Source organism: Enterobacter sp. UPMP2060 (genome assembly GCF_053709655.1).
This window is the reverse complement of record NZ_JBSKJQ010000009.1, coordinates 90,884-103,538: the sequence shown is the minus strand read 5'-3', so window position 1 is coordinate 103,538 and position 12,655 is coordinate 90,884. Positions and strand designations below refer to the sequence as shown.

Here is a 12,655-nt window from a genome sequence, read left to right as displayed (position 1 = left end):
CTACTCCTTTACCTGTCGCACGGTGTCGATCACGCTGCCGTCGCGGTAGCGGATCACCCCGACGATTTTGTCGGTAAATTCAATCGGTTTCGGTACGCCCGTCAGGGAAATCGCCCGCTCGTAAAGCGCGCTGATATCCACAACCTTGAGCCCGGCTTCCAGCAGGCGCTCGCGGATCTCCGGGCGCGCCGGGTTGACCGCAATGCCGTGATCGGTGACCAGCACGTCGATGCTTTCGCCCGGCGTGAGGCGCGTGGTGACGCGCTTCACTACCGTTGGAATGCGGCTGCGCAGCAGCGGCGCGACGACGATGGTCAGGTTTGCCGCGGCGGCCACGTCGCAGTGTCCGCCGGACGCCCCGCGCATCACCCCGTCGGAGCCGGTGATAACGTTGACGTTGAAATCAACGTCGATTTCCAGCGCGCTGAGGATCACCACGTCGAGCTGGTCGCAGCTTGCCGCCTTGCTGCCGGGGTTGGCGTAGACGTTGGTGGAGATTTCCACGTGGTTCGGGTTGCGTGCCAGCGAGGCCGCCGCCTGGCCGTCAAAGCACTGGGTATCGAGCAGCTTTTCGATGAGCCCCTTCTCGTGCAGATCCACCAGGCTGCCGGTGATGCCGCCGAGCGCAAAGCGCGCCTTTACGCCGCTGCGCTCCATCTTCTCTTCCATAAAGCGCGTGCAGGCGGTCGCCGCCGCGCCGGAGCCGGTCTGCATCGAGAAGCCCGGTTTGAAGTAGCCGGAGTGTTCAATCACGTCCGCCGCATAGCGGGCGATCATCAGCTCGCGCGGGTTGCTGGTGACGCGCGCCGCGCCGACGCTGATTTTCGCCGGGTCGCCCACGCTTTCAACCTGCACGATGTAGTCCACCTGGTCCTGAACCAGGCTGGCGGGCATATTCGGAAACGGCACCAGCTCTTCGGTCAGCAGCACCACCTTGCGGGCGAAGTGCGCGTCCACCATTGCATAGCCCAGCGAGCCGCAGCACGATTTGCCGTGCGTGCCGTTGGCGTTGCCAAACTCATCGCTGCACGGCACGCCGAGAAACGCTACGTCGATATTCAGCTCGCCGTCCTGAAGCAGCTTCACGCGCCCGCCGTGGGAATGAATTTGCACCGGCTCGTCCATCAGCCCGTGGGAGATGGCATCCGCCAGCCTGCCGCGCATGCCCGAGGTGTAAATCCGGGTGATGACGCCGCTTTCAATATGCTCGATCAGCGCGTCGTTACAGGTCATCAGCGAGCTGGAGGCCAGCGTCAGGTTTTTGAAGCCCATTCGCGCCAGCAGCGCCACGACGGTGTTGATCACCCGGTCGCCTTCGCGAAACGCGTGGTGGAAGGAGATGGTCATCCCGTCCTGCAGGCCGCAACGCTTAACCGCCTCTTCAACAGAGGCGCAGAGCTTGCGGCTGTGCTTCGCCTCGCTGTCCGACAGCCACGGCGTGGCGCTGTGGTCGTTATCAAACGGTTTTAAGTCCCGCAGATGGGGAAAGTTCACGTGAAGAAGTTCTGTCTGATTCATTATTTTATCCTTACCGACGCACGCCGGAGGCCGCCGCGCGCTCCAGCACCACCTGCGCGTGGTTAATAATCGGTGCATCCACCATTTTGCCGTTGAGCGACACCACGCCCAGGCCGTTACGCTCGCCCTCTTCTGCCGCCTCAATCACCCTTTTGGCGTGATCCACCTCTTCCTGAGTCGGGGCGTAGGCGTTGTGCAGCAGGTCAATCTGGCGCGGGTTAATCAGCGATTTGCCGTTAAAGCCCATCTTGCGGATCAGATCGACCTCGCGCAGGAACCCGGCCTCGTCGTTAACGTCTGACCACACCACGTCGAAGGCGTCGATGCCCGCCGCGCGGGCGGCGTGCAGCACGGCACAGCGGGCGTAGAACAGCTCGGTGCCGTCGCCGCGCTCGGTCTGCATGTCCATCACGTAGTCAAAGGCGGCCAGCGCAATCCCGATGAGGCGCGGAGAGCTGCGGGCAATCGCCACGGCGTTGATGACGCCAATGGCCGATTCAATCGCCGCCATCACGCGGGTGGAGCCAACCTCGCGGCCGCACTCCTGCTCGATACGCTCGAGATGGCTTTCCAGCTCGTAGATATCGTCCGGCGTGTCGGTTTTCGGCAGGCGGATCACGTCCACGCCGGCCCGCACGGCGGCTTCCAGATCCAGCAGGCCAAACGGCGTGCTGAGCGGGTTAATACGCACCACGGTTTCGATATCCTGATACATCGGGTGCTGCAGGGCGTGGAACACCAACATGCGCGCGGTATCCTTCTCGCGCAGGGCGACGGCGTCCTCAAGATCAAACATGATGGAGTCGGGACGGTAGATAAAGGCGGTTGAGAGCATGGCGGCGTTGGCGCCCGGCAGGAACAGCATACTGCGGCGGAGTTTGCTCATTTCAGCGCTCCCCAGTTGATGGCCTGTTCATCGGCGGCACGCATCAGCGCGCTTTGCAGGCGGGCGCGGATCACACAGTCCAGCGCCCCTTTGTCTTCAATAATAATTAATCCCTGGTGCACGTTCATGGCGCGCAATGTGTCGTTGACCACCTGGCGAATTTGCTCGCCAAACTGCTTAATCACTTCACTGTGGATGACTATCTCCAGCTCGCCGTGAGCGGGAGCGATTTTCACCATCAGGTCGCTGGACTCCTGCGTTCCGGCCAGCGCCTCCCTTACAATTTTCATGATAAATTCCTGGTAGTTAAGCGACTTCCGCACTCGCACGGTAATGCGTTTCGAGATGCGCGAAGGTGGAGTCCGGGACAATCTCCCGGATCCGGGAAAACTGCTGTGTCTTCAGTAAGCGGCGCACTTCAGACGCTGATATGGCGTTGCCGGTGGACTTGATGCGCGGCATTTCCACCACCTCGATATGCGAGGCCAGCAGGTCGTGCAGCGTCTGGTTGTACTGGCGGGTGATATCGCAGAACGGCTCCGAGCCGATGAAGCGATGCGTAATGCCCAGCGCCGGGGCGATGAAGTCCCGAAAGATCAGCACGTCGATCTCGCTCCACGCCTGCTGCACTTTGCCGGTCTCCTTCAGGAAGTAGGCCGGGAAGGTGACGCGGGAGATGATGTACTGCGAGCCTTCATGCACTACCACGTTCGGCAGATGCGCTACGCCCGCGCGCACCATCTCGAGGCGCGCGCTGAACGGGAAGAACGAGGCGTCTTCACGCACCACGAACAGGTGCAGGGCATCGCACCGCTGCGCCGCCTGCTCCACCAGATGGCGGTGGCCGAGGGTGAACGGATTGGCGTTCATCACTATCGCGCCAACGTTCTCCCCGCACTTGCGCTTCGCGCGCAGGGAACGGCAGTAGCGTTCGATCCCCTGCGGGGTGTTCTCCATCAGCACCGCGTTGTTTCCGCTCTGGGCAATCGGCCAGAAGCCGCTGCGGGCAAAGCGCTCCCGGTTGCACGGACGGGTGCAGAGGAAGAGGTGAAAATGGCCGCACTCCAGCGCCGCATTTTCCACCTCTGCCAGCAGCCGCGCGCTGAGGTTCTCGCCGCGAAGCTGCTCGTTGACCGCCACGCATTTGATAACGTTGGCAGCAAGCCCTGCGCAACCCACCAGCTGCGAGCCGGACCAGGCTTCGACAAACAGCGTGATGTCATTGTCTAGGCCAAGGCCGCTGTCTGCCAGCAGGTAGCGGATCTGGCTTAAGCGTTCCGGGTTTTTCGCCACGACGGTGTGGCGAAAATCGATGGGTTGCGAGTGCATGCTGCCGCCTTACTTAATGTGCTGCCGCAAGCCCGACGGCTGGCGCTTCCACGATCACGTTGCTCAGATGACCGATATGCTCGATCTCCACCTCAATGCGATCCCCTTCCTTCATAAACAGCGGCGGATTGCGCTTTTTACCCACTCCGCCCGGGGATCCGGTGATGATCACATCGCCCGGGCTGAGGCGGGTGAAGGTGCTGATGTACTCGATCAGCTCCGCCACCTTGTGGATCATGCTGCTGGTGTTGTCTTCCTGCACCATGCGGCCGTTCAGCCAGGTGCGGATCGCAAGCTGGTGCGGATCAGGGATCTCGTCCGCCGTCGCCATCCACGGCCCAAACGCGCCGGTTTTGCGCCAGTTTTTACCGGCGGTGAACCAGGTGTGCTGCCAGTCGCGGGCGGAGCCGTCCATGTAGCAGCTGTAGCCCGCCACGTGGCGCAGGGCGTCATCGCGGCTGATGTTCTCCCCGCCTTTGCCGATGATCACCGCCAGCTCGCCTTCATAGTCGAATTCACTTGAATGGCGCGGCTTCAGCACCGGCTCGTTGTGGCCGGTCTGTGAATCCGGGAAGCGGACAAACAGCGTCGGGGCCGGGTTATGCTGGTCAAACTCCTTGCGCTTGTCGGCATAGTTCATGCCCACGCAGAGGATCTTTTCCGGCTGCTCGATCACCGGTAAGAAGGTGATGGCGCTCATCGGCACGTCCACGGCATCGTTCAGGTAGCGGGTGGCCTGCGCCAGCCCGTTGCCCTGCAGCAGCGCCTTTAGGTCGCTGTAGCGGTCGCCGAGACGGCGGCCTAAATCAATCACGCCGTCGGCCTGGACGATGCCGTAGCTGCGTTTTCCCTGGTATAAAAAGCTTGCGAGTTTCATTGTTCTTTCCTGAAAACTTAAACGAGGAAGTTGCCCAGAATCAGCAGTGAGACAGAGACGTTAATCGCCCCGCCGATACGGGTAGCAATCTGGGCGAACGGCATCAGGCTCATGCGGTTGCCTGCGGTCAGGATCGCCACGTCGCCGGTACCGCCCTGGCCGCTCTGGCAGCAGGAGACGATGGCGACATCAATCGGGTGCATACCAATCTTTTTGCCGACGAAGAAGCCGGTTGCCACCAGTGCGGAAACGGTGCTGACAATCACCAGCAGGTTGCTGACGGTGAACGCCGCCACCAGTTCATGCCACGGGGTGATGGCCACGCCGACGGCGAAGAGGATTGGGTAGGTCACGGAGGTCTGGAAGAATTTGTACACCACCTGAGAGCCTTCCAGCAGGCGCGGAGAGGCGCCGTTGCAGAGCTTCACCAGGACCGCCATAAACAGCATGCCAACTGGTGCAGGCAGGCCAATCAGCTTGTGGCCGAGCATGCCCAGCATGTAGAGCAGCACCGCCAGCAGCGCGCCGGAGGCGATAGTGGTCACGTCCGCTTTGCCGGAAAACGCAGGCTGAGAGACCGTGGCATCGGCATTCGCGCGGTTAGGCATCAGCTGACCTTCACCGGTCAGGTGCGGGAAGCGTTTACCGAGCTGGTTCAGGCAGCCGGAGATGATGATTGCCGTCAGACCGCCGAGCATTACCATTGGCAGCACGCGGCCGAGCGCCACGCCCTGGTCCATGTGCAGCAGGGTGGCATAGCCGATGGAAAGCGGGATCGCCCCTTCCCCGACGCCGCCCGCCATAATCGGCAGAATGATAAAGAAGAAGATCTGGAATGGCTCAAGACCCAGCGCCAGACCCACGCCCATCCCCACCAGCATGCCGACGATTTCACCGCACAGCATCGGGAAGAAGATGCGCAGGAAGCCCTGAATCAGCACCGTGCGGTTCATGCTCATGATGCTGCCGACGATAATGCAGCAGATGTAGAGATAGAGAATGTTGGTGGATTTGTAGAACTTGGTGGTGGACTCGACCACCACGTCCGGCAGCAGGCCATAGTAGACCAGCGCGGAAGGGATAAAGGTGGCGCAAATCGCCGCCGCGCCGAGCTTGCCGACAATCGGCAGGCGTTTGCCAAACTCGCCGCAGGCAAAGCCGAAGAAGGCCAGCGTTGCCACCATGACCACGATATCGCTCGGCAGTTTTCCGCCCAGGCAATCAATCGCAATCAGCGCGCCCGCCAGAACGAACAGCGGCAGAGGAATAATCCCAACTTTCCAGGTATCCATAATATGCCACCAGCGCTCTTTGAGCGAAGGCCGCTGAATTTCAATCGGGTCGTGGGTAACAGAGAAAGAATCGTCAGTTGTGCTCATAATAAGCCCCTTGGTTATTTTGTGCGTTCAGCTTAGAGTCACAAAGGCTTACTTTATGTGAGGAATGGCATATTAAAAGCGAAGTTTTAATGGCAGCTATGGTTTTAATGGTTTCTTTTATTTAATGTGATTTACACCTTATTTATTGCCGTGGTTTTTATGGTTTCTTTTCCGAATTGAACAAACAAATAACATTTGTTCGCGCAGCCCGAAGTACGTTCGCCTTCAGGATAACTCTTTTACAGCGCCCGCTGTGCAAGGGATCACAAGTTTTCGGCAAAGCGGGCGTCAGCGCGAAAAAAGATGATATATTGGCGATCTTTGCTGCTACCTCGCGTGATAGTTATGAAAGTTTCTTTCCAGATTAAGCTGTTTATTTCGCTGGTTGCCTTTTTCTCGGTGCTTTTCGCGCTGCTGGGCGGATATTATTATGCCGACGTCGGAAAACAGCTTTATCAGGAAATGAGTACGCGTGCCAAAATACAGGCTGAAGAGATTGCGCTTATTCCGACATTGCGTAATGAAGTTGAACAAAAGAATATCAATGCCATCCATGATTTTATGCAGAAGATTTCTGCGCACAGTGACGCCAGCTTTATTGTGATTGGTGATAATAAGGGGCAGCATCTTTTTCACTCCGTCTTTGCCGACAGAGTGGGCACAACCCTGGTTGGCGGAGACAATGAAGCCGTATTGCAGGGTAAAAGCACCACCACCATTCGCAAAGGCGGGCTGGGCATTTCGCTGCGCAGTAAAGCCCCCATCTTCAACGCCGCCGGACAGGTGGTCGGCATTGTTTCGGTAGGCTATCTGACCAGCTACCTTGATACCATTACCGTCAGCAAAGTGGTCAATATCCTGATTGCCGCCGTGCTGCTGCTGATCGCTCTCTTTATCTTCTCCTGGTTCTTTACCCGCAGCATCAAGAAGCAGATCTTCTCCCTTGAGCCGCGCGAGATCGGCCTGCTGGTGCGCCAGCAGAAGGCGATGATGGAGTCTATTTATGAAGGCGTGATTGCCATTGACGATCGGCGGCGGATTGAAGTCATCAACCAGGCGGCGCGCAAGCTGCTGGGCCTGAGCCAGCCGGCCCGCGAGCTGCGCGGACAGCTGATAAGCCAGGTGATCGATCCGGTCCCGTTCTTCGACACGCAGACGATGCTGGCGAAAGATACCCATGACGAGATTTGCCGTTTTAACGATCTCACGGTGATTGCCAGCCGGGTGCACATCATGCTTGAGGGGTCGCTGCAGGGCTGGGTGATCACCTTCCGCGATCGCAACGAGATCGACTCGCTAAGCGCCCAGCTCAGCCAGGTAAAACGCTATGTCGATAACCTGCGCATCATGCGCCACGAGCAGTTAAACAGGATGACCACCCTCTCCGGCCTGCTGCATATGGGCCGCTATGAGGAAGCCATTGGCTATATTCAGGCGCAGTCGGAACATGCCCAGGAGCTGCTGGACTTTATCTCTTCGCGCTTCAGTTCCCCGACCCTGTGCGGCCTGCTGCTGGGGAAAGCCGCCCGCGCGCGGGAGAAAGGCGTCGAGCTGTGTTTCGACCCGGGCTGTCGGCTGGACAGACCGTTCCTGCCCCTTGGTGAGCAAGAGCTGATTTCGATTATTGGCAACCTGCTGGATAACGCCATCGAAGCGACACAGCGGTCGCCGCTTCCCCACGCGCCGGTAGAAGTGCTGATAAAGCTCAGCGAAAAGGAGCTGATTATTGAAGTCGCCGACCAGGGCGTTGGCATTACACCGGAGATGCGTGACCGGATCTTTGAACGCGGCATCACCACCAAAACGCGCGGCGATCATGGGATTGGCCTGTATCTGATCGAAAGCTACGTCACACAGGCTGGCGGCGCGATAGAAGTTGCCGATAATACGCCACGCGGCGCCATTTTCTCCTTGTTTATCCCGGCCACGGGAATCGCCCGGCAACTGGAAGACACCGACTATGCAACATGAACTTATCGACGTACTGATTGTTGAAGACGAGAACGAACTGGCGCAACTGCACGCGGAGCTGATAGGCAAACACCCGCGTCTGAGGCTGGTAGGCATTGCCTCGTCGCTGGCTGCGGCCCAGGCAGAGCTTGAAAGCAAACAGCCGCAGCTCATGCTGCTGGATAACTATCTGCCGGACGGCAAAGGCATCTCGCTTATCAATAACCCCATGCTGGCCCGCGCCAACTGCTCGGTGATTTTTATTACCGCCGCCAGCGATATGGACACCTGCAGCCAGGCGATTCGCAACGGCGCGTTCGACTACATCCTCAAACCCGTCTCCTGGAAGCGGCTCAGCCAGTCGCTGGAGCGGTTCGTGCAGTTTGCGGAACAGCAGCGCGTGTGGAAGATTGTCGACCAGCAGAACGTGGATTCGCTGTATCAGCTCCAGGCGAAAAACTACCGCCTGGACAACGGCAGTAAAGGCATTGAGGAAAATACGCTGGCGCGGGTGCAGACGCTGTTCAACGACAAGGCAACGCACTGCTTTACCGTGGATGAGGTGGTGAGCGAAACCGGATTAAGCAAAACCACCACCCGGCGCTATCTGGAGCACTGCGTGGAGGCGGGTTTTCTGACGGTGGAGATGCTGTACGGCAAGATTGGGCATCCGAGGAGGATGTACAAGCGTAGTGCGGTTTGATGAAACGTTCCCCCTCACCCCGGCCCTCTCCCCAAAGGGGCGAGGGTGAAAAGACGGCCCCGTACAATCCCCTCTCCCCTTTGGGGAGAGGGTTAGGGTGAGGGGGGGCTACCTTAATACATACCCATACAGCCGCTTAATCCCGTCGGCATCCTTCTCGCTGTAAACCCCCTGCAGCTCCGGCGAGAAGCCCGGCAGCAGGTTGATGCCCTCCTCCAGCGCGAGGAAGTAACGCTGTACCGCCCCGCCCCAGACCTCACCCGGCACCACGCACAGCACGCCCGGCGGATAGGGCAGCGCCCCTTCGGCAGCAATGCGCCCTGCGGCATCACGTATGCGAACCAGCTCCACGTCACCGCGAATATAGGCCCGGTTCGCATCCTGCGGGTTCATCACTACCTCAGGCAGGCTCTCCTTGCGGAACATCGCCTTCTGCAGATCCTTCACGTCAAAGCTGACGTAGAGATCGTGCATCTCCTGGCACAGCTGGCGAAGGGTGTAATCCCGGTAGCGCACCGGGTATTTCTGGAAGATCGTCGGCAGCACGTCCGCCAGCGGCGTGTCGTCTTCAATATGCTGTTCGAACTGGCCCAGCATCGCCACCAGCTGCGCCAGCTTCTCGCTGCTTTCGGCAGGCGTCAGCAGGAACAGGATCGAATTGAGGTCGCATTTCTCCGGCACGATGCCGTTTTCGCGCAGGTAGTGCGCCAGAATCGTCGCCGGGATCCCGAAATCGGTGTACTCCCCGGTTTCAGCATCGATACCCGGCGTGGTCAGCAGGAGCTTGCACGGGTCGACAAAGTACTGCTCGCGGGCATAGCCCTCAAAGCCGTGCCATTTGGCCCCCGGCTCAAAGCTGAAGAAGCGCAGCTCGCTGGCGATGGCGTGCGTCGGATGATCCTGCCACGGCCGGCCCGCCACCACCGGCGGGATAAACGGTTTGATCATATGGCAATTCGCAATGATCGCCTTGCGCGCTTCAATCCCCAGCTCGACGCACTCCGCCCACAGCCTGCGTCCGCTTTCACCTTCGTGGATCTTGGCATTCACATCCAGCGCTGCGAACAGCGGATAAAACGGGCTAGTGGAGGCATGCAGCATAAACGCGTTGTTCAACCGCTTGTGCGGGCAGAAACGCGCCTGACCGCGAATGTGGTTATCCTTTTTATGGATCTGCGACGTTTGCGAGAACCCGGCCTGTTGTTTATGCACCGACTGGGTCACGAAAATTCCCGGATCGTTCTCGTTCAATTCCAGCAAGAGCGGGGACGTTTCCGCCATCATCGGAATAAACTGCTCGTAACCCACCCAGGCGGAGTCAAAGAGAATGTAGTCGCAGAGATGACCGATCTTGTCGATCACCTGGCGGGCGTTGTAGATCGTCCCGTCGTAAGTACCAAGCTGAATGATCGCCAGGCGGAACGGGCGCGCCTCGTCGGCCTTTTCCGGCGCCGCTTCACGGATAAGATCCCGCAGATAGGCATCGTCAAAGCAGTGGTCGTCAATCCCGCCAATAAAGCCAAACGGATTGCGCGCGGCCTCAAGATAAACCGGCGTGGCGCCCGCCTGGATCAGCGCTCCGTGGTGGTTAGATTTGTGGTTATTGCGGTCAAACAGCACCAGGTCGCCGCGGGTCAGCAGCGCGTTGGTCACCACCTTATTAGCCGCTGAGGTGCCGTTCAGCACGAAGTAGGTTTTGTCCGCGTTGAACACTTTCGCCGCGAACTTTTGCGCGTGCTTGGCGGACCCTTCGTGGATCAGCAGATCGCCCAGCTTCACGTCGGCGTTGCACATGTCGGCGCGAAACACGTTTTCACCGAAGAAATCATAGAACTGTCGCCCTGCCGGGTGTTTTTTGAAAAATGCCCCGTGCTGGTGGCCCGGACAGGCGAAAGTGCTGTTGCCCATCTCCACATACTGGCTCAGGGTGTCGAAAAAAGGCGGCAGCAGGTTCTCTTCGTAGCGGCTGGCAGCGCTCTCCAGTTCCAGAAACTCCTGAGCTTTACCCGAGATGACCGCGGTGGCGCCGTCGGGTACGTCCGTTGGCTCCTGCGAGAAAATAAACACCGGTAAATGAAAGCCCGTGCGTTTCAGCAGAGCAAGAATGCCGCTGCGACTTTCAGCTGTTGTGATGACGACGGCCGCCACATCGGTAAAATCAGTGCTGTCCAGCGTCACCTTTTCGCGGTGCGTAGACACAGTGGAGAGCAGCTCGCGGCTGACGGCAATTTTCATGGTTTTCATAGGCGCAGTTACCCTCACCGGGCGGTGAGACAGGGAGGAGAAAATTCGCGCAATAATGTCACCTTTTATTTTGAGGTGCAAGAAGGAATCAGTATGCACGAAACCAACCAAAGCTAAGGCTCGCGCAGCCCTGCCGTGCCATAATAATGCAATATCAATGATTAAATAACAGGAGTTAACTTTGGTTATCGGGCCATTTATTAACGCAGGCGCCGTATTGCTGGGCGGCGTACTCGGCGCCGTGCTGAGCCAGCGGTTGCCGGAGCGTATTCGCACCTCCATGCCCTCAATATTCGGCCTGGCATCGTTAGGGATCGGTATTCTTCTCGTGATCAAATGCGCCAACCTGCCGGTGATGGTGCTGGCCACCCTGCTCGGCGCGCTGATTGGCGAGTTCTGCTATCTGGAAAAAGGCATTAACAGCGCGGTGAGTAAAGCCAAAAACCTGATTGCCCGACCGGGCGGCAAGGCGAAACACGGTACGCACGAGTCGTTTATTCAAAACTATGTCGCCATCATCATTCTGTTTTGCGCCAGCGGCACCGGGATTTTCGGTTCGATGCAGGAAGGGATGACGGGCGACCCAAGCATATTGATTGCGAAAGCGTTTCTTGATTTCTTTACGGCCACTATTTTTGCCACCACGCTCGGTGTTGCCGTTGCAGCGATTTCCGTGCCGATGCTGCTTATTCAGCTGGCGCTCGCCACCTGCGCCACGTTGATTCTCCCGCTCACCACGCCGGCGATGATGGCAGACTTTACCGCCGTCGGCGGCCTGCTGCTGTTGGCTACCGGGCTGCGCATCTGTGGGATTAAGATGTTTGCCGTGGTGAACATGCTGCCCGCACTGCTGCTCGCCATGCCGCTCTCCGCGCTCTGGACGCACTTTTTTGCTTAAGGATACGGCGAAATGGTGAGAGATTGCGCAGTCTGTAACGAAAACAACATTTTTCGTTGACGCCACGGGGCAGATCGGGTTTAATGCGCCCCGTTGCCCGGATAGCTCAGTCGGTAGAGCAGGGGATTGAAAATCCCCGTGTCCTTGGTTCGATTCCGAGTCCGGGCACCACTATTTAAAGAACCCGCCCTCGTGGCGGGTTTTTGCTTTTGGTTTTTCCCCACCCCAGGGATCGTTCCCACCTGCGTCCAGCAGTTTGTTTTTAAAGATAAACAAACACGCCTCGTTGAAGTTCTCCGCCCCCAGGCGTTCCGAGAGCGCCGTGCGTTTGCGATAGAGGCTTTTCACCGACGTATTCAGCTCATCGGCAATGGCTTCCATCGGCATCCCTGCCCTCAGCAACCGCAGCATGATCGCTTCGTGTGTGCTAAGCCGTAAGTTAAGCAGCCACTTCGTGGTCAGGCGCCTGCCCTTCATATTGAGCACCAGGTTAAATAACGACGCCATATCCGGCGCAGTCAGCGACGTGTTCATAAATAACTTCATACTGAGCAGATTCTCCTCGCGGTGTCGCATATCGAGCATAACGCAGCAGATTGTTTTTTTCGTTCTAGCCGGATGGCGTATCAGGTAATCATATAAACGGAGCGGAGAACGACTATCAATCAATACAGAATATTCATCTGCACCGTTATCAAATATGTTTCTGTCAATCGAGTCGAGCAGGATAATATCCGGGAAAAATATCCGCATCCCCCTGACAAGGTAGCGATCCTGAGTCACTAAAACAATTGAAGTTGCCACTAACCATCCCTTTTAGATTAAAGCAAGCACGATCCCTCGCAAAGAAGGCCGCCTTCGTTTTATAGCG

Annotated in this window: 11 protein-coding genes and 1 tRNA gene; 4 read left to right on the top strand and 8 right to left on the bottom strand. The window is 58.2% G+C overall.

Annotated elements, in window-relative coordinates; genetic code table 11:
- Genes citF through ACWKXN_RS17045 form a run of 6 tightly spaced genes read right to left on the bottom strand, consistent with a single transcriptional unit; the run spans nt 1 to nt 5,989 of the window.
- Nucleotides 1-1,518 (bottom strand): citrate lyase subunit alpha, encoded by a 1,518-nt coding sequence (gene citF / locus ACWKXN_RS17070; protein ID WP_454544061.1) that lies wholly within the window; start codon nt 1,516-1,518, stop codon nt 1-3.
- A 10-nt stretch (nt 1,519-1,528) separates the two neighbouring features.
- Complete coding sequence (gene citE, locus ACWKXN_RS17065; protein ID WP_069303293.1) at nt 1,529-2,404, bottom strand: citrate (pro-3S)-lyase subunit beta; 876 nt, start codon at nt 2,402-2,404, stop codon at nt 1,529-1,531.
- Nucleotides 2,401-2,694, bottom strand: coding sequence for a citrate lyase acyl carrier protein (gene citD / locus ACWKXN_RS17060; RefSeq protein ID WP_008499773.1), 294 nt, complete (start codon nt 2,692-2,694; stop codon nt 2,401-2,403). Before citD ends, citE begins: the two co-directional genes overlap by 4 nt.
- Nucleotides 2,695-2,710: 16 nt before the next feature.
- On the bottom strand, nt 2,711-3,733 hold the full coding sequence (gene citC / locus ACWKXN_RS17055) for a [citrate (pro-3S)-lyase] ligase (RefSeq protein WP_454544060.1): 1,023 nt from the start codon (nt 3,731-3,733) through the stop codon (nt 2,711-2,713).
- Nucleotides 3,734-3,746: 13 nt separating this feature from the next.
- Complete coding sequence (locus ACWKXN_RS17050; protein ID WP_021242089.1) at nt 3,747-4,610, bottom strand: fumarylacetoacetate hydrolase family protein; 864 nt, start codon at nt 4,608-4,610, stop codon at nt 3,747-3,749.
- Nucleotides 4,611-4,627: 17 nt separating this feature from the next.
- Nucleotides 4,628-5,989 (bottom strand): 2-hydroxycarboxylate transporter family protein, encoded by a 1,362-nt coding sequence (locus ACWKXN_RS17045; protein ID WP_029740738.1) that lies wholly within the window; start codon nt 5,987-5,989, stop codon nt 4,628-4,630.
- 345 nt (nt 5,990-6,334) lie between these two features.
- Between ACWKXN_RS17045 and ACWKXN_RS17040 the strand changes: the two genes are divergently transcribed.
- Nucleotides 6,335-7,960: an ATP-binding protein gene (locus ACWKXN_RS17040; RefSeq protein WP_454544059.1), complete on the top strand. Its 1,626-nt coding sequence runs from the start codon at nt 6,335-6,337 to the stop codon at nt 7,958-7,960.
- Complete coding sequence (locus ACWKXN_RS17035; protein ID WP_023309148.1) at nt 7,950-8,642, top strand: response regulator; 693 nt, start codon at nt 7,950-7,952, stop codon at nt 8,640-8,642. The genes ACWKXN_RS17040 and ACWKXN_RS17035 overlap by 11 nt, the downstream gene beginning before the upstream one ends.
- 108 nt (nt 8,643-8,750) lie before the next feature.
- On the opposite strand, the gene ACWKXN_RS17030 is transcribed toward ACWKXN_RS17035, so the two are convergent.
- Entirely contained in the window at nt 8,751-10,886 is a 2,136-nt protein-coding gene (locus ACWKXN_RS17030) for an ornithine decarboxylase (RefSeq protein ID WP_048979386.1), read from the bottom strand.
- A 181-nt stretch (nt 10,887-11,067) separates the two neighbouring features.
- On the opposite strand from ACWKXN_RS17030, the gene ACWKXN_RS17025 reads away from it, so the two are divergent.
- Nucleotides 11,068-11,784 (top strand): DUF554 domain-containing protein, encoded by a 717-nt coding sequence (locus tag ACWKXN_RS17025; protein ID WP_023309150.1) that lies wholly within the window; start codon nt 11,068-11,070, stop codon nt 11,782-11,784.
- A 95-nt stretch (nt 11,785-11,879) separates the two neighbouring features.
- Nucleotides 11,880-11,955 (top strand) — tRNA-Phe (locus ACWKXN_RS17020).
- Here the strand turns inward: ACWKXN_RS17020 and ACWKXN_RS17015 are convergent.
- Nucleotides 11,956-12,537: a helix-turn-helix transcriptional regulator gene (locus ACWKXN_RS17015; RefSeq protein WP_049015725.1), complete on the bottom strand. Its 582-nt coding sequence runs from the start codon at nt 12,535-12,537 to the stop codon at nt 11,956-11,958. It abuts the tRNA gene before it with no gap.
- Between the last annotated feature and the right edge of the window lie 118 nt (nt 12,538-12,655).